The 21,040-nt window shown below is 47.5% G+C and carries 21 protein-coding genes and 1 riboswitch; of the genes, 13 read left to right on the top strand and 8 right to left on the bottom strand.

Features of this window, described 5'->3' with window-relative positions; all coding sequences use genetic code 11:
- Positions 1–7: 7 nt before the first annotated feature.
- Positions 8–1,243, top strand: a complete 1,236-nt coding sequence (locus ACIFQN_RS15010) for a PucR family transcriptional regulator (RefSeq protein ID WP_429833842.1) — start codon at positions 8–10, stop codon at positions 1,241–1,243.
- Between the two features lie 129 nt (positions 1,244–1,372).
- Positions 1,373–2,497: an alanine dehydrogenase gene (gene ald, locus ACIFQN_RS15005; RefSeq protein ID WP_429833841.1), complete on the top strand. Its 1,125-nt coding sequence runs from the start codon at positions 1,373–1,375 to the stop codon at positions 2,495–2,497.
- A 66-nt stretch (positions 2,498–2,563) separates the two neighbouring features.
- Here ald and ACIFQN_RS15000 read toward each other — a convergent pair whose 3' ends face one another.
- Genes ACIFQN_RS15000 through ACIFQN_RS14990 form a run of 3 tightly spaced genes read right to left on the bottom strand, consistent with a single transcriptional unit; the run spans position 2,564 to position 6,202 of the window.
- Entirely contained in the window at positions 2,564–3,733 is a 1,170-nt protein-coding gene (locus tag ACIFQN_RS15000) for a Ger(x)C family spore germination protein (RefSeq protein ID WP_429833840.1), read from the bottom strand.
- Positions 3,730–5,112 (bottom strand): spore germination protein, encoded by a 1,383-nt coding sequence (locus tag ACIFQN_RS14995; RefSeq protein ID WP_429833839.1) that lies wholly within the window; start codon positions 5,110–5,112, stop codon positions 3,730–3,732. The genes ACIFQN_RS15000 and ACIFQN_RS14995 overlap by 4 nt, the downstream gene beginning before the upstream one ends.
- Complete coding sequence (locus ACIFQN_RS14990) at positions 5,102–6,202, bottom strand: GerAB/ArcD/ProY family transporter (RefSeq protein ID WP_429833838.1); 1,101 nt, start codon at positions 6,200–6,202, stop codon at positions 5,102–5,104. Before ACIFQN_RS14990 ends, ACIFQN_RS14995 begins: the two co-directional genes overlap by 11 nt.
- A gap of 145 nt (positions 6,203–6,347) precedes the next feature.
- Between ACIFQN_RS14990 and ACIFQN_RS14985 the strand changes: the two genes are divergently transcribed.
- The 5 genes from ACIFQN_RS14985 to ACIFQN_RS14965 all read left to right on the top strand — a co-directional run bounded on the left by ACIFQN_RS14985 (position 6,348) and on the right by ACIFQN_RS14965 (position 10,620).
- Positions 6,348–7,439 carry a quinone-dependent dihydroorotate dehydrogenase gene (locus tag ACIFQN_RS14985; RefSeq protein WP_429833837.1) on the top strand — a complete coding sequence of 364 codons (1,092 nt, stop codon included), beginning with the start codon at positions 6,348–6,350 and terminating at the stop codon, positions 7,437–7,439.
- 131 nt (positions 7,440–7,570) lie between these two features.
- Positions 7,571–7,769: riboswitch (cobalamin riboswitch) on the top strand.
- 154 nt (positions 7,770–7,923) lie between these two features.
- Positions 7,924–8,688 carry an energy-coupling factor ABC transporter permease gene (locus tag ACIFQN_RS14980; protein WP_429833836.1) on the top strand — a complete coding sequence of 255 codons (765 nt, stop codon included), beginning with the start codon at positions 7,924–7,926 and terminating at the stop codon, positions 8,686–8,688.
- A complete protein-coding gene (locus ACIFQN_RS14975; protein ID WP_429833835.1) occupies positions 8,685–8,969 on the top strand; it encodes an energy-coupling factor ABC transporter substrate-binding protein in 285 nt (94 codons plus the stop codon). The genes ACIFQN_RS14980 and ACIFQN_RS14975 overlap by 4 nt, the downstream gene beginning before the upstream one ends.
- Positions 8,966–9,769, top strand: a complete 804-nt coding sequence (gene cbiQ / locus ACIFQN_RS14970) for a cobalt ECF transporter T component CbiQ (RefSeq protein ID WP_429833834.1) — start codon at positions 8,966–8,968, stop codon at positions 9,767–9,769. Before ACIFQN_RS14975 ends, cbiQ begins: the two co-directional genes overlap by 4 nt.
- Entirely contained in the window at positions 9,766–10,620 is an 855-nt protein-coding gene (locus ACIFQN_RS14965) for an energy-coupling factor ABC transporter ATP-binding protein (RefSeq protein ID WP_429833832.1), read from the top strand. Before cbiQ ends, ACIFQN_RS14965 begins: the two co-directional genes overlap by 4 nt.
- A gap of 212 nt (positions 10,621–10,832) precedes the next feature.
- Here ACIFQN_RS14965 and ACIFQN_RS14960 read toward each other — a convergent pair whose 3' ends face one another.
- A complete protein-coding gene (locus ACIFQN_RS14960; protein WP_429834139.1) occupies positions 10,833–10,916 on the bottom strand; it encodes a putative holin-like toxin in 84 nt (27 codons plus the stop codon).
- Positions 10,917–11,070: 154 nt separating this feature from the next.
- Here ACIFQN_RS14960 and ACIFQN_RS14955 point away from each other — a divergent pair, with 154 nt between their 5' ends.
- Complete coding sequence (locus tag ACIFQN_RS14955; protein ID WP_429833831.1) at positions 11,071–11,235, top strand: hypothetical protein; 165 nt, start codon at positions 11,071–11,073, stop codon at positions 11,233–11,235.
- Between the two features lie 88 nt (positions 11,236–11,323).
- Here the strand turns inward: ACIFQN_RS14955 and ACIFQN_RS14950 are convergent, their stop codons facing one another.
- Entirely contained in the window at positions 11,324–12,184 is an 861-nt protein-coding gene (locus tag ACIFQN_RS14950) for a hypothetical protein (RefSeq protein WP_429833830.1), read from the bottom strand.
- 200 nt (positions 12,185–12,384) lie between these two features.
- Between ACIFQN_RS14950 and ACIFQN_RS14945 the strand changes: the two genes are divergently transcribed.
- Together ACIFQN_RS14945 and ACIFQN_RS14940 are read left to right on the top strand one after the other, a co-directional pair.
- Entirely contained in the window at positions 12,385–14,121 is a 1,737-nt protein-coding gene (locus ACIFQN_RS14945; protein ID WP_429833829.1) for a methyl-accepting chemotaxis protein, read from the top strand.
- Positions 14,122–14,230: 109 nt separating this feature from the next.
- Positions 14,231–15,130 carry a stalk domain-containing protein gene (locus ACIFQN_RS14940; protein ID WP_429833827.1) on the top strand — a complete coding sequence of 300 codons (900 nt, stop codon included), beginning with the start codon at positions 14,231–14,233 and terminating at the stop codon, positions 15,128–15,130.
- Between the two features lie 44 nt (positions 15,131–15,174).
- Here the strand turns inward: ACIFQN_RS14940 and ACIFQN_RS14935 are convergent, their stop codons facing one another.
- Positions 15,175–15,405 carry a Spo0E family sporulation regulatory protein-aspartic acid phosphatase gene (locus ACIFQN_RS14935; RefSeq protein WP_429833826.1) on the bottom strand — a complete coding sequence of 77 codons (231 nt, stop codon included), beginning with the start codon at positions 15,403–15,405 and terminating at the stop codon, positions 15,175–15,177.
- Positions 15,406–15,589: 184 nt separating this feature from the next.
- A complete protein-coding gene (gene glnA / locus ACIFQN_RS14930) occupies positions 15,590–17,008 on the bottom strand; it encodes a type I glutamate--ammonia ligase (protein WP_429833825.1) in 1,419 nt (472 codons plus the stop codon).
- Positions 17,009–17,321: 313 nt separating this feature from the next.
- Here glnA and ACIFQN_RS14925 point away from each other — a divergent pair, with 313 nt between their 5' ends.
- From ACIFQN_RS14925 to ACIFQN_RS14915, 3 genes are all read left to right on the top strand, one after another.
- A complete protein-coding gene (locus ACIFQN_RS14925) occupies positions 17,322–18,251 on the top strand; it encodes a ketopantoate reductase family protein (protein ID WP_429833824.1) in 930 nt (309 codons plus the stop codon).
- Between the two features lie 87 nt (positions 18,252–18,338).
- Complete coding sequence (locus ACIFQN_RS14920) at positions 18,339–19,274, top strand: 4-hydroxy-3-methylbut-2-enyl diphosphate reductase (RefSeq protein ID WP_429833823.1); 936 nt, start codon at positions 18,339–18,341, stop codon at positions 19,272–19,274.
- Between the two features lie 9 nt (positions 19,275–19,283).
- Positions 19,284–20,504: an MFS transporter gene (locus tag ACIFQN_RS14915; RefSeq protein WP_429833822.1), complete on the top strand. Its 1,221-nt coding sequence runs from the start codon at positions 19,284–19,286 to the stop codon at positions 20,502–20,504.
- On the opposite strand, the gene ACIFQN_RS14910 is transcribed toward ACIFQN_RS14915, so the two are convergent.
- Positions 20,494–20,883: a cupredoxin domain-containing protein gene (locus ACIFQN_RS14910; RefSeq protein WP_429833821.1), complete on the bottom strand. Its 390-nt coding sequence runs from the start codon at positions 20,881–20,883 to the stop codon at positions 20,494–20,496. The genes ACIFQN_RS14915 and ACIFQN_RS14910 overlap by 11 nt on opposite strands.
- Positions 20,884–21,040: the final 157 nt, after the last annotated feature.

Genomic DNA, 21,040 nt, shown 5'->3' with positions numbered 1-21,040 from the left:
TGGGAGTGTGTCGGTTGTGCCCAACTATTTTCAGCAATACCAGGATGCCGATATGGATGAATTAGCAGATGTAATCGGGGAGCTTTTGCAAAATCCGATTACCGTTGAAGATGCCGATCATAAATTGATTGCATACAGCTCGCATGGTGAGAGCACGGACCAAGCGCGGTGGTCGACGATCATGGGACGCAGAGTACCGGAAAAGGTGCTGACCCGTTTGTGGAAAGACGGAGTATTTCAGGAGCTGTTGACCAAAGACGATCCCGTGCATATTCCGGCAAAGGACGAGATTGGTTTAGGAAAAAGAGCCGCCATTGCTATTCGGCGAGGCAACGATGTGCTGGGCTACATATGGGCCCAGGAGGTCAATCGGCCGATCACCCATGACGACGATGAAATTTTGCGGCAGGCAGCAAAAGCGGCCGTCTCACGGCTCATGCAGCGCCAAGGAAAACGCAAGGCAGAAGAACAGCGGCGCAAGGAATTTTTGTGGGAGCTGCTCCTGGGCAATCACAGCAGTGAAGCGGTCATTCGGCAAAAGGCGGAAAGCCTGCAGATGCAATTGCCGGCTTCGTATTTGATTTGTATTATCGAAGCGGCAGGGGCCAGGTTGGACCAGTACTTGTATCCCTTGCTGATGCGCGACAAGCTGTTTTGGGTAGTGGACGGTGCGCAGATCATTTTGCTGATCGGACTCACAGAAGCTAAAAAAGAGAAGAGCGACTTACTGATTCGAAAGGTCGAGCAGTTTCTCTCTGATTCGTTGGGCAAGCTGGAGTCTCATGTCAGTGAAGGTCAGGTAATCGCAGGGTATGGACGAGGGTACAAGACATACGCGGAGATTGTGAAAAGCTACCGTGAAGCGCTGCATGCGGTCAAGATCAAGAAGCTTTTCCCGCGGGAAATCGAAGGCATCCACGCATATCAGGAGCTGGGTATATACCGTTATTTGCTCCAGCTGAAGCAGTGGGACGAAGAACAAGGCTATGAGAACGAACGGATCGAAGGGCTGAAACAGTACGACCGCGATAACCAGACGGCGATGCTCGAAACACTGGAGACCTTTTTGGATGCAGCGGGCAAGGTGAATGTGACTGCGCAACGACTGCATATCCATATCAATACCCTTAGCTATCGTCTGCGGCGCATTGAAGAAATTGTACGCGTGGATCTAGATAATATGAATCAACGGGCAGCGCTGTATTTAGAGCTGAAGATGGCGAAATTAAAAGAGGAACAGTAGTTCGTTTGTGGGTTTTCACAAATAGCAGGATACCAAAATTAAAGGAATCCCCAAGGAAAGGCACGTAAAAAAAGCTGTACAATGATACTACTCTCATTAAATACGGCTTTCCAAGGAGGACTACCTATCATGATCGTTGGAGTTCCTAAAGAAATAAAAAATAACGAAAATCGCGTTGCCATCACGCCAGCAGGTGTAGCTGCACTGGTTCAAAGCGGCCATACTGTGCGCGTAGAAACCAATGCTGGTCTAGGCAGTGGCTTTACCAATGAAGATTACACAGCAGTAGGTGCTGAAATTGCTGCTACAGCGGCTGAAGCTTGGGCAGTTGATATGGTATTGAAAGTAAAAGAGCCACTTCCTTCTGAATACGGTTTCTTCCGTGAAGAATTGATTCTGTTTACGTACCTGCACCTGGCTCCAGAACCTGAGCTGACTCGTGCGCTTATCGAGAAAAAGGTTATTGCCATTGCCTACGAAACCATCCAGCTTGACAACGGAGCATTGCCACTCTTGATGCCAATGTCCGAAGTAGCAGGCCGCATGTCCGTACAAATCGGGGCACAATTCCTGGAAAAACAATACGGCGGAAAAGGTGTGCTGCTCGGTGGCGTACCTGGCGTGCCAAAGGGTGAAGTGGTTGTCATTGGTGGCGGTATCGTCGGTACCAATGCAGCGAAAATGGCATTGGGCCTCGGAGCAAACGTAACCATCATTGATGTGAACGCAGATCGTCTGCGTCAATTGGATGACCTGTTCCAGGGCCGCGTGCAAACATTGATCTCCAACTCCTTCAACATTGCGAACGCAGTGAAAAAAGCAGACCTCTTGGTGGGCGCAGTGCTCATCCCGGGTGCCCGCGCACCTCGTCTCGTAACAGAGGACATGGTGAAGCAAATGACGCCAGGGTCTGTCATCGTTGACGTAGCGATTGACCAAGGTGGTTCTATCGAAACGATCGACCGCATCACGACACACGATAATCCAACCTATGAAAAACATGGAGTTATCCATTATGCGGTAGCAAACATGCCTGGTGCCGTTGCACGTACATCTACACTGGCATTGACCAACGTAACGATTCCTTATGCACTGCAATTGGCAAACAAAGGCTACGCCCAAGCCATTCGTGACAACAAGCCGCTGGCTAAAGGTGTCAACGTGATTGCAGGCAAAGTGAGCTACAAGGCCGTTGCGGATACGCACAATCTCCCATATGCGTCTGTGGAAGAAGTACTTTTGGTGAAAAACTAAGCTGCGGATAAAAAGAAAAACTGCTTGCCCTTCATGCATGGGCAGGCAGTTTTTTTGTGCAAAGGCTTAAGGGAGCAGGTGGTCCGGATAGTGATACCAATTCAGCTTCATCTTGCCGGAGTCACTAAGTCGAACGTTTACGGATACTTCCGCGAGTGCATCTGCTGTCAATTTTCTGGAGTGGTCTTTGGCAAATTGCTTCCAGGCGCCCAAATCGTGTTTGTAGAGTGCTTCTTCAAGGCCATAGAGATCCGTACCTGCCTTGATTCCCTTCAAGAACGTAGCTCTAATTTGCTTCTCAATTTGTTTTTCCGCATCCTTTTGAATGAAATCAGCCTTTACTGAGCCCATTATTTCTCGAACAAACCCATTCAAGTGAACCAAAATGCGAAAACGAGGGTCCACCCCTGTTTGTATAGGTATAATTTCTACCCGCACACTTAGAATGCGCAGCGTCGCCTTCGGTTTATTGTTTTCACGAATGATTAACCCGGCAAACTCCGTATGTGGGTTTAGCCAGCGAAGTCCCAGCAAGTCTTGGCTAGGAAAAAAACCGTTCCACTTGCCTCGGTAAATCGTATGAACCCCATCAATGGTGAGACGGGAGATATAGTTGTTGTTTTCCTTCCAGGCTTGCGTATAGATCGATATGTTCGGCATGATGACGGTGTTGCTGGGCTCCCAAAAGCGGGAAATAAAAGTGTAATACCGAATGGGTTCAATAAAGGATCGCTGCTTATACACATCCTGCGGTTGGTGCAAAAGGGAGGTTAGCGGTGAAAAGCCTGTAATCGAATGGTTGCTGAGCACTTCGGCAATCGGCTCTTTTGTTCCAAAGACCCACTTTGTGTAGCGGAGAAGTCCATACCGATTCAAGATGTCAAAGGTAGGCAGTATATCTTTTTTTAACATGCGTTCGTGGTAAATGAGTGTGGACACAAAGCCGCTAAACAAAGGGATTTGCGCATTTTTTTGCATGTTATCCATAGCGCCTTGTAATGTTTCTCCTCTTCCAATCGAAACCACAATGGGTGGTTTGGACGTACCAGGCGACTCCTGCTTGGCTACAGTCGAGAGATCTGCTGATTGCGCGTACAGGACGTATTCATTATTCACATAGTCGATTCCGAGAGCAGACAGGTAGTTCAAATCCTGGATCGATTTTTGATCCCAGCAGCCACTGACAAAGGTCAGAGACAAAAGGAGTAAGAAGCTTGCCATCCATCGCCGCTTCATTTCAAACCTCCTTTGCTATTGCCGTTTTGTTTAAAAATGTAGATCAAAGGACGAAACAAGACTTTCACTAGAGTCATCAGAAAGTTGGAAGAGTGATTCAACACATAAGGTCTTCCAAATGATGTGAGCGTAGACAAGTAGTAGACCATGATCAAGAGGCTGATCACAAAGCCATAGATACCCAAGATCGATGAGAGCAGAAAGACAGCAAAACGAGAAACGGTTACGGCTCCGCTCAAGGATTGATTGATCAGGGTAAAGGAAGCGACGACAGTCAACGAGCCGATGAACAGCATAGACGGCGAAGTAATCCCTGCTCGAATGGAGGCATCGCCAATAATAAGTGCACCTACCAGAGCGAGGGTTTGCCCGACTGTTTTGGGCAGACGAGCCCCCGCCTCACGTAAAAATTCAAAGATAAACAGAATCCCGAACAGCTCCATGGGGGCAGAGAACGGTAAGCCTCGTCTCCCTTGAGAAATGGTGGCAAGCAATTGGAAAGGAAACTCTTCTACATTGTAAGAGGTGAGAGCAATCCAAAATCCCGGTAAGAAGACAGCGATAAAGATTCCGCCCAACCTCAGAATACGCTCCAGCCACACAAAAACAATCGGATATTGATCATCCTCGGGAGATTTGATCAGCTCCAGGAGGGTGACCGGGGCAATCAGGGCAACAGGAGAACCGTCAATTATGACGATTGCTTTTCCTTCAAACAGCATGTAAATGGCATAATCGGGACGACCCGAATAATCAACAAGCGGAAACAAGGAGTAGGTATGGTCGCTCAGCCTTTGTTCCAAAATGGCGCTGTTGATGTTTTTTTTTGCTTTGCAGTCCAAAAGCCGCTCCCGCATAGACTCCACGAGGTCTAAAGGCGCAGCATCTCTCATGTATAGCATCGAGACTCGGGTCTTGGAGCGTGTTCCCAGTGTAAACGTCTCACAAGCTAGTGAAAGCGTTCGAAGTCGTTTGCGTATCAATGCTACATTAGCGTTAAGATCCTCTACGAACCCGTCTCGGGGGCCTTTGATGGATACCTCTGTATTTGCTTCCTCTGTATTCCGTTGAGGGCGATTGGAAATATCCCACGTAAAAGGCGGAGAATCCCCCAGAAACAGCAATAAGTCTCCTGCAAATAATCGCTCTACCCAATATTCCTGATCATCAATAAGAGGAATGAGTGGCAGCGAGCGGATGTCACCCTTGCCTAGGGAGTGTTTCAGCTGTGGAAGCACGACTTCGTGCATTTGCCTGATATTAGCAAGCCCCTCGCAATAGATGGGCAGGATGGTTTGATCATCACTTGAAACCAATCGCAAAAAGCTTACATCTGCACAATGAGCAAAGACTTCTTGTAATTCGGCTTCACGACTCATGCCCTGTATCCTCCTGTCTGGTTGATCTCCTCAGGGCTACGCCAGCAAGTAAGAGTGTAACGATTACGATTACGATCAAAAAGAGAGGGTAATACACCTTTGACAAAAACGAAACAAAGGCCATATCGCTAAAAGGGAGGCTGGTAACGGCAATCAAGCTTCCTCCCAAAATGATCAGAAGAAGCCAACGCCTCGATGCAGAATGGATTTGCAGAAGCTCACAGATTAACAAGAAGCATAACGAAATGCGTATAAACGAGCCGGAAAGCCATTGATAGATGGCAAAGAACTCCATATTCTCGATATCTTTACCGATAGTCAATAGGCGCCATTGTTCAAAGGCAGGGAAACGTTGACGAGTCGATTCAATAGGTCCAAACTCCGCGATCGCACCTGTCAACGGACTTATGGTCAGCACGACAATGATGAATACCATGATCAAGTAGTGAGTCAATCGCAAAGGTGCTCGCACATGATGCTGGAGTAGCAGCAAGATAAACAATTCCACAAATCCTCCACCTACATACACCATCCCGTGAAGCATGGGGGTGACCCCGTGTTGAAACAGCGGCAGCAGCAAGCTGTAATCCTTTTTGGGAATATTGCCAAAGGCTACGAAAAAACCAAGGATTGCTACAACTGGCAGTAAGATTCCAGAGGTGATCCCGAGAGGTGCAATCCCTCCGTGGGCAGCAATTACGCAAAAGATGATCAGTGCCAGCGCTGTCACCCATTCAGGTGTATAGGGCAAATAGTTCACGGTCGTCCATGTTTGTGTATCAATCAGGCTGACTAGTGCCATCAAATACAAGGCGAAAATAATCGGTGTGAGCAGCAGGTAACTGACGAACTTGCTAGAATGACGCGTGACCCATGATTGCAAAGACTGGCGATTGAGGCGACGGCTGATAAGAGACAGGAGGCATGCCCAAACGGCAAAAGGGACAGCTGTCAACAGAACACCCAACCATGAATCACGTCCCGCCTTGCTCAGCAAAAGGGGGATGACTGTTACGTGATTGGAGATTCCCACTGTCAGCATAATCATCATGATTGCTTGGCCAATCCCGATCTTTCCGTCCACTTTCATAGCGGCTCTTTTCACCTCCATGATTGGTGGTGTTGTTATGATTTGCCTGCCAGCCTGGAAATATGTATCACGTATAAAGCTTACCCACCTTACACAAAGTGTGGTATTCTACAATGAGGTAAAACGGAGCGAGGAGTGCAACCAGATGTATCAGCTTATACGAAAGTATCTGTTTCAGCAGGATACAGAAGAGATTCATGAGAAGACGATTCATGCCCTGAAGCTGGCGCAGGATTTGGCTCCAGGCAAAAGTGTGTTGAAAATGATGTACCAACGAAAAGATGAGCGTTTGGAAACAAAGCTCTGGGGCCTAACGTTCCCCAATCCGGTAGGTCTGGCTGCCGGTTTTGACAAAAATGCGGAAGTGTACCATGGCTTGGGTGCTTTAGGGTTCGGATTTGTGGAAGTAGGAACACTCACTCCGCAAGGTCAGCCAGGCAATCCCAAACCGCGAGCATTCCGCCTTCCTGAGCATCAAGCTCTCATCAATCGAATGGGATTCAATAACCAGGGCGCGTATTTGGCTTCTCAGCGCCTGATTGACTACGCTTATTCTGACATTCCTATCGGCATCAACATCGGAAAAAACAAGCTGACTCCGAACGAAGAAGCTGCCAGCGATTATAGCAAGTGCATGGACATGCTCTATGCGTACGGACATTATTTCGTAATTAACATCAGCTCACCGAATACGCCTAATCTCCGAGATTTGCAGGAGACAGAGAGCTTGCGTGTGCTCATTCGTACTGTGCGAGAAAAAGCCGCGGAGATGGAGGTCCGCGGAGTGAAGCGAAAACCCATTCTCTTAAAAGTCGCTCCTGACATGTCAGATGAGCAAATGCGGGATGTGGTGCAAGCAGCTGTCGAGGAGGGCATTTCCGGGATTATTGCCACGAATACGACTCTGTCCCGTGAAGTGGTCAAAGCTCATCGATATGCCGAAGAAGCAGGAGGATTGAGCGGAAGGCCACTTACAGAACGCTCTACTGCTTGGGTAAAAGAGATTTATCAGGAAGTGGGCGACAAGGTCCCCGTCATTGGAGTAGGCGGTATTTTTACGGGTGAGGATGCTTACGAAAAAATTCGTGCAGGTGCGAGTCTTATTCAGGTATACACCGGCATGATCTACCAGGGCCCTGGTATTGCCAAGCAAATCAATAAAAAGCTGCTGCAATTGATGAAGCGGGATGGATTTACCCATATAAGTGAAGTAATTGGGGTAGATGCAAAATCATAGCAGATAATCAATGAGCGAGCCGATGCTGTCATTTGCGCAGCTTCTCGGCTCGCTTCCCTTGTTTTCCTCTCTTTTTCTTTACCCACCTTTTGGTTATAATGAAAGTGGACAATTATTTATTGTCCGAAAATTTGATATCGTTGGCCTTAGGTGCCTTTATGTATATGCGAAACATAAAGGGTAACAGGGAATCGGGTGAAAATCCCGAGCGGTCCCGCCACTGTAACCAGGGAGTTCTCTTTGAAAGGAAACCACTCATATTTATATGGGGAAGGACAAAGAGCGCATGGATCTGGAAGCCAGGAGACCTACCTATAAGCCACACCCGATTACCTTCGCGGAAAGGAGCGGTGATTACGAGACAATATGGCTGAAAGGTTTTGGTCTATTGTTTTGTGCGCGCAAATCTCGTCTTCGTGTAGATGGGATTTTTTTTGTACATTCGATTCGTACGTTAAAGGAAGAAAGAGAAGGAGGAAGTCGAATGAATCGGTCTCGGATCATTTCTACATGCCTATTGATTGCCGGATTTGTTTTTTATTTTTTAGTGAATGAACCTCAGACAGGGCATGCAATGCACATTATGGAAGGGTATTTGCCTTTTTCCTGGGCGCTGTTTTGGTGGGTAGTCTTCTTGCCATTTTTTATTCTCGGGTTGCGCTCGATCCAAAAGATTGTAAAAGAACATCCAGAAATGAAATTGCTCCTGGGTGTGTCAGGGGCATTTGCCTTTGTATTGTCGGCACTTAAAATTCCTTCTGTGACGGGGAGCAGTTCACATCCGACCGGAACTGGTCTGGGCGCCATCATGTTCGGTCCTCTGGCGATGTCTGTTCTGGGCAGCTTGGTGTTGTTGTTCCAGGCGCTTCTATTGGCGCACGGAGGCTTGACTACACTGGGTGCAAATGCCGTATCCATGGCTGTAGTCGGCCCGATGGTGGCATACGGAATCTATCGCTTGATTATGCGTGTGAATGGCGGGCAACGTCTTGCTGTTTTTGCGGCAGCGGCCTTGGCCGATTTGGCTACCTACGTAGTTACCTCGATTCAATTGGCTCTGGCGTTCCCAGCGGAATCGGGTGGGGTTCTCGCCTCGTTTGCCAAATTTGCCGGCATCTTTGCTTTTACCCAGATTCCTTTGGCGATCAGTGAGGGTCTTTTGACCGTACTTGTCTGGAACTGGTTGCAATCTTACAATGCAAAAGAGCTGTCCCAATTACGGCTTTTAAAACGGGAGGAATCGCTGTGAAAAAGGGATTAAACTGGCTGTTACTCTTGGGAGTAGTAGTACTAGCGGTGCTGCCGCTGCTATTGGTTCAGGATTCGGAATTCGGTGGCGCCGATGGTGCAGCAGAGGAAGCCATCAAGGAAATTTCACCTACATATGAGCCGTGGTTCCAGCCGCTTTTGGAGCCGCCAGGGGGCGAAACAGAGAGTCTGTTGTTTGCTGTCCAAGCCGCATTGGGTGCAGGTGTTATCGGATATGCGATGGGATTGTACAAGGGACGGCTGGATAAGTCGAAAAAATGAATTGGCAGCAGCTCGATTCCCTTTCCTACCAAAATCAATTGAGGCACCTGCCGCCAGAACATAAGCTTTTATTCGGCAGTGTGCTGCTGCTGCTTGTTCTCTTGGGTCATTGGCTGGTACAAATGCTCGTCTTTATTTGGATAGGGGTGTGGGTCGTTGGATATGCCCGCATCCCTGTGCGTTCCTATTTGCTGTTTTTGCTGCTGTCGCTTTCTTTTTTTGTAGCTGGTCTGCCTGCTTTATTGATTGATTGGATCAAAATGGGAGTGGCAACACCATCAGTAGAGGTGCTGGTATCATGGAAGCTCGGGTCTTATTTGTTCTATGTCTCTCCTACGGCTGTTAACAAGGTGGCCGTGCTATTTTGGAGGACGATGGCAAGCCTTAGCTGTTTTTCATTGATCTTGTTTACTGTGCCGTTCGCAGAAATTTTGCAGGTATTACGGCGGATCGGGATACCTTCCATTCTGACTGATTTATTGATGATCATGTACCGCTTTATCTTTGTCCTGCTGCAAACGTCCTATCAATTGTGGATTGCGCAGCGTTCACGTGGTGGTCATCAGGGATTCAAAGCAATGCTGCGTGATGTAGGGATGCTGGCAACTCAGTTGTTTGTTCGGGCCATGCGCAAGTACGAAGCGCTGTACAAGGGTATGGCAGCCAGAGGATTCTCAGATAGTTTTGACGTACTCAGTTTGCATACGCATTCCCGCTCACCCCGATATGAATGGGAGTCGGCAGCGGGGTGTATCATGCTGATTGTGCTTGAGTGGTGGACAGGAGGTTGGGGGTTTTGACTTCGTGGTTATTGGCGTTTAATGATCTGCACTATACGTATCCAGGTGGCAGGGGACCAGTCCTGCGAGGGGTGACCTTTGGGATTCCCGAGGGGAAAAAATGTGTCCTTCTCGGGCGCAATGGCTGTGGCAAGTCCACACTCTTTCTACACGGAAATGGAATTATCCAGCCACAGACAGGACAGGTCTCATGGAGAGGCAAACCATTCGTTTACAAGCGCTCAGCTTTGCAGGAGATGACACAGCGAGTAGGTCTGGTCTTTCAAGACCCCGAGCATCAATTGATCGCCAGCACAGTCTCGGAGGATATTTCGTATGGCTTGTGCAACCGCAACCTGCCGCCAGAGGTAATTCGAGCAAAGGTAGAGAATATCCTGGACGTGTTCGGGATGAGAGAGCTCGCAGATGTGCCCATCCATCACCTGAGTCTGGGGCAAAAACGGCGGCTCGCACTGGCAGGAGTCATGGTCCTGGAGCCGCAATTGCTGCTACTAGATGAACCGACAGCCTATCTCGATCGTTACCAAACGAAAAACTTACTCCGAGAGCTGGATCAAATCCATCGAAGTGGAACAACCGTCCTGATGGCGACACATGATATGGACATCGCTTTTGAATGGGCAGAGTGGATTTGTGTGATGGACGCAGGCAAGCTGGTATTCGCCGGAGAGCCACAGGAGGCTTTGTCTAAACGAGAGATGCTGGAGAGCTTGCACCTCGGGATGCCGCTGATCGCAGAAGTGTGGGAGGCGCTGCCGGAATCGCTTAAACAAGAAGTCGGTGGAGGTATTCCCAGATCGGTCGATGAGCTGAAAAAGAGATTGAGTGGGCAGTTGGTCAGCAGCCGTTGAGTGGACGAAAAAGATAAAAAGGTATAAGGCAAGTTACAACATATTTTTATTTACGATGAGTTATGGTAATATTGGATAAAACGTAAACTAAAAAAGACCGCAGGTGCTACCAACACCCACGGTCACCACAATAGACGTTCCCCTCAGGGGACGGCTCAGCAATAGGTTTACCGTAAGACACAGATCACCCGGCTGCTAGGCTCAAGGGTGATCTATTTCTTTTTGGGGAAAGACAGCATGGCTACAATAAGCATACCAAAAGCAAGCATCAGGCTTATCGCTTCATACACTGTCATATTTCTCACCCCCTTTATGCAGGAGATGAGCCGACCACCCTTGAGGAGCGTATTCTATTGTATTAGGAAAATAATAGCATGTTTAGTGCCCGAGCGAATAGTGCCGCCTTCTCTATGACATCCTAATCCTCAAATGACAATGGGAGGCAAGCGTATGAAAGACGACTTGATCATGGGCAGGCCCGCTTCAAAGCCACCCGAGAAAGAGATTTCTCGCAAAGTAAAAGATCAGCTTTTGTATAATGTGCTGGAACAAGAGATGCAATCAGCGGAAACCGCTATAAAGCAAAAGAATGACTATCTGAAAGGAAAAGCTTAAATAGAAAGTGAATCGTTCAAGTAAATGAACCAGTCAACAACAACGAAGAAAGTGTTGTTGGGCTGGTTTTTTGTATTCTCTTGCAAAGTCACAAGCATTGCCTAGAAATATGCAAGAGTAGATCTTCATCTTGTCCGGAAATCGCCAGGATTTTATCTCCCGCTTTATAGTAAAGGGTTGAGGAATGCTTGGTTCGAACCCAAATCGTTTGCCGTTGTTTATATTCTTTTGTTTTTATTACACATTTCTCTATGCCAACCTCAATATGGGCGATGACCGGAGCATAGGGGATTAAGAGCCAGACGCTTGTAACAGTTCCTTTCTTATCTTGGGTCCAGCGCCAGCCGTATGAATTCTCAAAAATAGCAAGATCTTGAGTTAGAAAACCACAGTGAGTTCCTGTTGTTTGGGGACTGTGAGCCAGATCACGACGTAACCGAATCACCTTCAGTTGAAAGCCGTCAATGCGATCAGAGCGATCGACCTCATCGCCCAACGAAGCAAATCCATGAAGCCCCTCAAACGCAAGCATGTCAGAAAGGGAGGCCATATCCCACTTTCTCCGTTCAGCATCTGTTGTAGCAGGATCGACTTTGGGAATTCGGTAAATACCACCCAAAGGAATCAGTTGGTTGCCATATTTCGCGGGCTTTCCTTGGCGAACGAGCCAGCGGTCCAGTGCAATAGCAGCGAGCGATCTCGCTTCGCTGAAACCGAGTTCACTTGCCTTCTTTGCTAACTCATGTGCAAGATACCAATCCTCTAGCGACTCCCCATGCTGGAAAATAACTGCTGAATGGAAAAAGTCTGATCCCTCAAGTAATACTTCCTGGGAAATCATTTCTTTTACGCGTTTCCTCCTCCATTCGTCTCGATGGATACGATCAACTGGCATCGTTTTTAAATCTAGCTGATCTTCTTCAAATATGGTCAGCAGCTCTTGATTCATTCCGATAACTCCTTTTTTCAACCGATTACTCATGAGATAAGCAAACCTTTCCGTTACATGAAGCACTCTCCAATAGTGTAATCGATTCTCTCTTGATCGCAGTGTCTATTTTTCATTGATTGCGAAATGAGATGTTTGAACTATGATGAGTTGGGTATATGTAAATAATCACACATATCCAAGCCATAAGGAGAAGAAGCATGAAAGCAACCATACGGAAAAAACTAATTATCGTCTGTTTACTACTGCTAGCTATTCCTACATTATTGACAGGCATCATCGGCTATTCCATTTCAAAGGATGGACTCAACCAGCTTTCGCAAACGAGTTTGAAAAATTCCGTCCGAATGGCCATTTCGATGATCGACATCATTAACCAAGATGTTAAAAGTGGAAAAATATCGTTGGATGAGGCACAGGAACTAGTAAAAACACATATTTTAGGTCCGAAAAACGCCGACGGAACTAGATCCATTACGAAGGAATTTGACTTTGGGAAGAATGGATACATGTTTGTGTATGATAAAGAAGGGAATTCACTGCTCCATCCGAATTCTGAAGGACAAAATTTGATTGATAAACAAGATTCGGATGGCGTTTACTTTACCCGAGAATTTATCGAACGGGGCGTGAACGGGGGAGGATTCACCTACTACAAATGGCCACTACCTGATGATCCTGATTCACTGGAACCGAAAATCGCTTACTCGCAAATCGATCCAAATTGGGGCTGGATTATTATCGTCAGCTCGTACATGAGCGATTACAATGATCACGCGAATCAAATTATTACGATTTTGTTGATGATTATCGGCTGTGCGCTGCTTGTGGGCGCTGTGGTTGTTATCCTGTTTGCCAATCACATTTCAAAACCGCTGGTGAAGCTGACCAGTCTCGTCAAACGAATGGATGATGGAGATTTAACAGTCGAACCTTTGCAAATCAAGAACAAGGATGAAATCGGTCAACTCTGTGACAGCTTTAACAGCATGTCTGTGAAATTAAAAGAAGTCATTGGAGATGTAGCGGAGACCTCTCAACAATTAGCAGCATCGTCCGAAGAGTTGGCAGCGAGTAGCGAACAGACGGAGCGCGCGACAGAGCAGATCGCGCAGGCCATTCAGGAGGTTTCTATTGGGGCTGAAAGACAATCGGTAAATATGAAAGATGCGGATGATCGGGTAACAGGGGTATCTAATCGATTACAACAATTGAGTTCCTCCATGGCGGCGGTGGCTGCGTTGGCTACAAAAACAAATCAGCAGGCTTCCAATGGAAATGAAGTTGTCGCACAGACCATCAATCAAATTAGTCTCATTCAACAAACCTCAGCTGCAACCGCAGAAGATATCATCCAGTTGAATGAGAAATCCAAGGATATTACACACATCGTCGAAGTGATCACCCAGATTGCGAACCAAACCAATCTGTTGGCACTAAATGCAGCCATTGAAGCTGCGAGAGCAGGGGAGCACGGCAGAGGCTTTGCCGTCGTTGCAGATGAGGTGCGTCAATTAGCAGAGGGATCTGCGAAAGCAGCAGGCGATATCCGTACTATCATAGAACAAATCCAGTTAAATACCCAGTATGTAGTGAATCGCATGAAAGATGGCACAGAAGTGGTTCGGGATGGAATTACAATGATTGAACAAACAGGTGATTTATTTACGGACATCGTAAAAATGATCGAAAATATCTCATTAGAATCACAGGAAGTTGTCGGTATTGTGGAGACCATTCATGTGGAATCCCAGACCATGGTGGAATCAATCCGGGAAGTTTCTCAGATATCCGAGCAATCATCTGGCAACATTCAAAACATCGCTGCTGCTTCCGAAGAACAAAATGCAACGATGGAGGAAGTGTCAGCGACTGCGGGCGCATTAAGCAAAATGGCGCTCGATTTGCAGGATGCGCTTAGTCGGTTTAAAATCTGATCGATCACCCATTTTTTCGTGAGACCAGGAGTAATTCTTTGCAACCTTGTTCCATCATTTTCCGTCAATAGATACGCTATAGCCATAATACATCTTTAGAGGAGAATGCATGATGAAAAAATTGGTATCTACATCCTTGGTTCTTGCCTTACTAACCACTGCAGTACCTGCTGCTTTGGCGAAAGAGGGAGAAAACGGAACGGTTAAGGGAAATGGCAAGGTAGAAGTTCAAGTTGAAGCTTCCGTAGAAAAAAGTAAAGCAGACAGTAAGGACAAGACAACTTCAAGTGAAGCGAAAGGGATTTCCTCTTCTGCCAAGTCAGCGCAGGACAAGGTTGCATTAAAAAAAGAACTGATTGAGCTGCGTCAGGAATTGAAGCATGCGACAGAGATTAGCAGCGAACAGAAAGCAAAATATGAAGCCCTGGTAGCCGAGTTAGAAGAACAGGCGGACATCACTCAATCCGTAGAAGTTCAATTGGAACTGGTCGAGCGTTACTATAACAAAGCAGATCGCTCTTCTGTCGTCAAGCTGGGTAAATTGTTGAAAGCATCTGGCAATGCCGAGATCACAACACTTGTGGACGGCAAGGCCCTTGAGACAGAAGTAAAACCGTTTGTGCAGGGTGGACGAGCCCTGGTACCGGTTCGAGCAATCAGTGCTGCACTAAAAGCGGAAGTGAAATGGGATGAGAAAACAAGTACAGCTTTGATCACCCGTGGCAGTGATTCCATCACATTGTATTTGAATAAACAAGAAGCAACGGTGAACGGAAAAACCGTTACTCTCGAGACCGCTCCTGTCCTCAAGAATGGCCGCCTCTTCCTGCCGCTTCGTTTTGTCAGCGAACAATTGAAAGCGGAAGTGAATTGGCAGGAAGAAGGTAAGATTGTCTTGATTGACGATTTGCTCCAGGAAAAGGTTGAGGAAAAAACCAAGGTAAATAAAGAAGAACAGAACAAGACCGATGAAGAGACCGAATCCACTTCGGATGAAACCCAATCTTGATTTTTCATCTTTTTCTTTCCTCCTCATCGGTAACTTCGACATATTCAGGAGTTAATCATTTGTTGAGATTTGTTGAGAAGACTAACGTTTACTTGTTTTGCATTTTGTTTATGGTAAGTCAGCATCTTTCTACGAATGTTCAAGTAGAAGTCAATTCTTTGACTTAAAGAGATGATTAAGGGAGCTGTTAAATTGAAAGATTGCGCAAATGAGTTAAGTTCATTCCTGAGAGCTTCGATCTTTAGGTCTAGACATTCAATATCATGAGGCCCCATCTCTCCACCCTTTTCAATTGCAATTTAACCAAATTATAGCAATAGGAGTTTTGAAAGACTACAGGCTTTCTGTAAATAAGTGTAATGGGGGATAAAGGCATAAAAAAAACCCCTTTCCGAAAAAAGGGATTTTCTTTACACTCTGGGTCCTTCTCAATCGAGAAGGGCTTTTTACTGCTTTCTTTTACAGATCGTAGTACAGCTCATACTCTTTCGGATTTACGGTACGTTCCACTTGCTCGATTTCGCCGCGCTTCAAGGAAATCCAGCTTTCAATCACATCTTTTGTGAAGACGTCGCCTTCCAAGAGGAATGCATGATCTTGTTCCAATGCGACCAGAGCTTCCTCGAGAGATCCAGGTGCGCGTTTGATCTCGTGTTTTTCAGCATCGGAGAGGTCGTAGATATTTTTATCCAACGGACCAAAGCCCAATACACGCGGGTCGAGCTTGCGCTTGATACCATCGAGACCAGCCATCAGCATGGCAGCAAACGCCAAATATGGATTTGCAGTAGAGTCTGGTGTGCGGAACTCGATGCGGGACGCTTTTGGTGTGACAGCAGCGATCGGGATACGGACTGCAGCCGAACGATTTCCTTTGGAGAACACCAGATTGACAGGTGCTTCATAGCCGGGAACGAGACGCTTGAACGAATTGGTACTAGGGTTGGTCAACGCGATCAGGGCAGGTGCGTGGTGCAGAATGCCGCCGATGTAGTGGAGCGCCGCTTCGCTCAAGTTTGCGTATCCGCCTTGCTCATAGAACAGAGGGGTGTCGCCATCGAACAAGCTTTGGTGAACGTGCATGCCGGAGCCGTTGTCGCCAACGATCGGTTTTGGCATGAAGGTAGCCGTTTTGCCATGCTTGGCAGCTACGTTGCGGACGATGTATTTGAACAAGAGCAGATTATCGGCTGTGCGGGTCAACGTATCGAAGCGGAAGTTAATTTCTCCCTGGCCTGCGGTTGCTACTTCATGGTGATGGCGTTCAACGAAGAGGCCAGCTTGCGTCATGAGTGTGCACATTTCATTGCGGATGTCCATTTGCGAATCGGTTGGCTGTACAGGGAAGTAACCGCCTTTGTTGCGTACCTTGTAACCGAGGTTTTGTCCCTCTTTTCCTGTGTTCCAGAATGCCTCCTCAGAATCAATGTGGAAGAAGGACCCGGATGGACCAGAATCATAACGGACGCTGTCGAACAGGAAGAACTCCGATTCTGGGCCAAAATAGGCTGCGGTAGCCACACCAAGTTGTTGCAGGTAGGCTTCTGCCTTCAAGGCGATGCTACGGGGATCACGTGTATAGGTGCTGTAGTCTGGACCTGCGATGTTGCAAACAATATTCAACGTTTTGGCTTCTACGAATGGGTCGATAAAGGCGGTCGCAGGATCAGGCATCGCTACCATGTCGCTTTCTTCGATGGATTTGTACCCCGTCAGGCTGGAACCATCAAAAGCGACGCCATTACGGAAGGTTCCTTCATCTACTGCGTAGGCAGGAACGGTTACATGATGCTGGCGACCGAGTAGGTCAACAATTCGGAAATCAACGTATTCAATATTTTCAGAGTCAATCGTCGACAAGATCGTTTTCATATCCATGGAACAAACACTCCAATCACGAATTATTTTAAATTTAACAATCGGAAAGTTCGCCTTTTCGTACGTTATTCTATTTCGTATTATAGCGACAACCGGCAATGTTCGTCAAGAGGTTTTCTGACGTATGATGTAAGGATTTCTAACATAATATTATGGGGTTTTGAAAATGTTTCCGGTTTTGTAGAATGAAGACGAACTATTTTTTAGAAAACCTGGCTACGCCATGCCTTTTGGCGGAGCCGCGGCTGCACTTATACTGGATAGGAATTTTGTAAATTCCTATCTGTAGAATAAAAAAGGAGGCGAACATTTTATGAAGGTACTGGTGCTCGGGGCGGGAGGAATCGGCGGATATTTTGGAGGCAGGCTTGCTGAGAAAGGAGTCGATGTAACGTTTTTGGTGCGTGAACGTAGATACAAGCAGCTAAAGGAGCGAGGACTGCGCGTGCAAAGTATTCACGGGGACTTGCATCTGCCCTCTCCACAATTGATCCTGTCAGGAAATGAGGCAGGACCATTTGATGTGGTGCTGTTGTCCAACAAAGCTTACACACTTGGGGAAAGCATCGACTCCATCGCTCCGTATGCAGGGGAACAAACCGTAGTTATTCCGCTCTTGAACGGGATTGCGCACATGGAGCTATTGTGGGAGCGGTTTGGCCGTGAGCGAGTGCTTGGAGGACTTTGCTTTATTGAAACAACCTTGAATGCGGATGGGGATGTTGTACAGACCAGCTCCGTTCATGATGCCCTCTTCGGTGAGTGGGAGGGCGGAAGAAGCGAGCGTGTCGACCGGATCGAGCAAGCCTTTTCCGGAATCATCGGTTCCATGCGGGCAAGTGATCATATTCAGCGGGAAGCTTGGCACAAATACTTGTTCATCACGACATTCTCGGGCATTACTACGCTAATGAATTCAGCGGCAGGTCCCATTCGCGAGACACAATACGGCTTGGAGCTGACCAGACAGCTTTCCGAAGAAGTCGCATCGATTATGCAAGCCCTAGAAGCCCCTATCCGTTCAGATATCGTCGAGAAGCAAATGGTCACCTTTCAAAACCAGGCGGCGACGATGAAATCCTCCATGCTGCGTGACATGGAAAAAGGGCTTCCTGTCGAGGGCGATCATCTCCAGGGGTACTTGCTAGCGCACGCAGAAAAACACGGCTTGTCCACACCGCTTTTAAAAGTTGTCTACAATAATCTGAAGGTTTATGAACAGAAGCGGTCACATCCTGTTTAATGAAAAACGTCGAGACGTTTTTCACAGAAAATAAGGTATAATAAGTGGGCGAACGAGAACGTCATTAGAAAAATAGGAGGGGTATAGATGGAAGTCATCAAGATTTCCCCCCGCGGATATTGTTATGGTGTCGTGGATGCCATGGTATTGGCACTCCGAACAGCGCAAAACTTTGACCTTCCCCGCCCGATTCACATTTTGGGTATGATTGTACACAATGCTCACGTCGTCGAGGCGTTTGAAAAACAAGGAATCAAAACACTAGATGGTGAGGATCGCCTCGCTCTTTTGGATCAGGTGAATGAGGGGACAATCATTTTTACTGCGCATGGCGTCTCTCCTGAGGTGCGGAAAAAAGCGCGTGAAAAAGGCCTGACTGTCGTAGACGCGACCTGCCCGGATGTAACGAAGACGCATGATCTGATCCGGGAAAAAGTCGCCGACGGATATCACGTGATCTACATTGGGAAAAAAGGTCATCCAGAGCCTGAGGGTGCGATCGGTATCGCGCCTGATCATGTACATCTGGTGCAAAAGGTAGAAGAGCTGGATGCTCTAGAGGTGCCCGCTGATAAACTGATCGTCACCAACCAGACGACGATGAGCCAATGGGACGTCAAGCATCTGATGGACGCGATCATCAAACGTTTTCCACGTGTCGAGGTGCACAATGAAATTTGTCTGGCTACGCAGGTACGTCAGGAAGCCGTGGCGGAGCAGGTGGGAGAGGCGGATGTATGTATCGTCGTAGGCGATCCGCGCAGCAACAACTCCAATCGACTGGCACAAGTTTCCGAGGAAATTGCGAGTGTGCCTTCCTATCGGATCGCTGACCTGTCAGAGCTGGACATTGAATGGCTGCGCGGCAAGAAGAATGTCGCGGTCACCTCGGGTGCGTCGACGCCGACACCTTTGACAAAGGAAGTCATCAGCTTCCTGGAGCAATTCGATGAGTTTAATCCCGCGACCTGGGACAAGAAACGGACCGTCAACATGGCGAAAATATTGCCGGCGGTTAAATAGGAGAGTCGTATGTTCGAAGCACCCTCCGGTAATCAGCAGGGTGGCACTACTGGCAAATACGTTAGTTTTGCCGCCCTCTATCTTTTTATTTACTACGGGTTTGGCGCGTTTTCGCCGCTTATAACCCAGTATTACAAAGCCATTCACTTATCAGGGACGCAAATTGGCTTGATTAGTGCGGTTGCGCCTGTTGTTTCCATTGTGACGCAGCCGATGTGGGGCATGATTTGTGACCGCTTTCAAATTCGCAAAGCTGTCCTCATTCTCACCCTTGTCGTGTCAGGCCAGGTGGGGCTGCTCTTTACAGCAGTCTCTTCCTTTGGGTATGTATTGCTGTTATACATACTCCTCTCTTTTTTTCAGAGCGCGGTGATACCGATCTCGGACAGTCTGGCCTTGGGCTATGCGAAAAAAAGGCATTTGCAATTTGGCGACATTCGCATGTGGGGAGCTGTCGGCTTCGCTCTCGCAGCCTTTGTCACAGGGCTGTTGGTTGATCAGTGGGGGCCGTCCGTTTTGTTTTATTCGTATTGCTTAGCACTCATGGTCGCGATCCTGTTCTTATGGCGCGTGCCGGAAGAAGTGACAGAATCTTCTCGATTTACCGTCAGCATGTTCAGAGGAATGAAGGACTTATTTCGCATTCCGCGTTTCTTGTTGTTTCTGATGGCGTCGTTTTGCATTTTTGGAACGGTCAATGCCAACAACATCTGGTTCTCACTGTATTATCAGGAAATAGGCGGGACGGTTGCAGGTGTGGGGTTAGCTTTTCTTCTGTTTGCCGGCAGTGAAGCTCCATTCATGAAGCTGGCAGGATTTTTCGTCCGCCGCTATGGGCTGGAGCTGACGCTTCTTTTTGCTGCAGTTTTCTCAGCGCTGCGCTGGTTCTGGTATAGCTCAGCTCCCAGTACGACTGCTGTCCTGGCTATCTTCTTTATTCAAGGAATTTCTGTTGGTTTTTATTTGGCGACAGCGGCTCAGTTCGTTAGAGAAAATACACCCGCCTCCCTACAAGTGACGGCAATTGCCATCTTTTTCTCGGTGGGAAGCGGGCTGGGAACGATGCTTTGCAATTTGGTGGCAGGCTGGATCAAGGATTCGTATTCAATGCTTGCCATCTATTTGTTCTTTGGAATCATGACTGCAATCGGGATCATCCCGCTCTTAATCATCCGATTCGGCCCGTGGAAGCAGCAGGTGCACCAAGAGGAAGTAATCGTTACTCAATAATCAAGGTCCCTTGATAGCCTGTTTCGGGATACCCCGGGGAATCGGACACGAAGGAAAACTGGCCTTTTTTGTCAGCCGAAAATTGCAGCATGGTAGACTGGGTAGGCTTCAGCTCGGTGGAAGCCAAATTCAGATCACGGATGGCGAGATTGTGCGGCCGGGTGTCTGTGTTGACGATCATCAGTGAAACGAGATCGCCTTCACGTATGGCCAGCCGATTCGGCAAAAAGCCGGCACTGGATATCGTGACCGTTTGGGTGCGTGAAGCAGCAGCGTAGGAAGTATGTAGACGATAGTGGTGATGCGTCCAGAGGAGGGCTATCGTTACGAATAAGGCAATGAGTGGGTAGCGCAATTGCCGGAACCGTTGACAGGACAATACAGATCAGCTCCTTTGTGCAAAAATCCATGTTGAGTTTAGTATTATCCTGTCCTCTGGTTGTATGAACTAGTCAAGAAAATGGAGACTTGAAAATGAGCACGGACATGGGTTCCCCATTCGAGGGAACCTTTTTTAGATGTATTACATTGTCACA

It is taken from the genome of Brevibacillus sp. NRS-1366, assembly GCF_050467985.1.
This window is presented reverse-complemented; position numbering and strand designations above follow the sequence as displayed.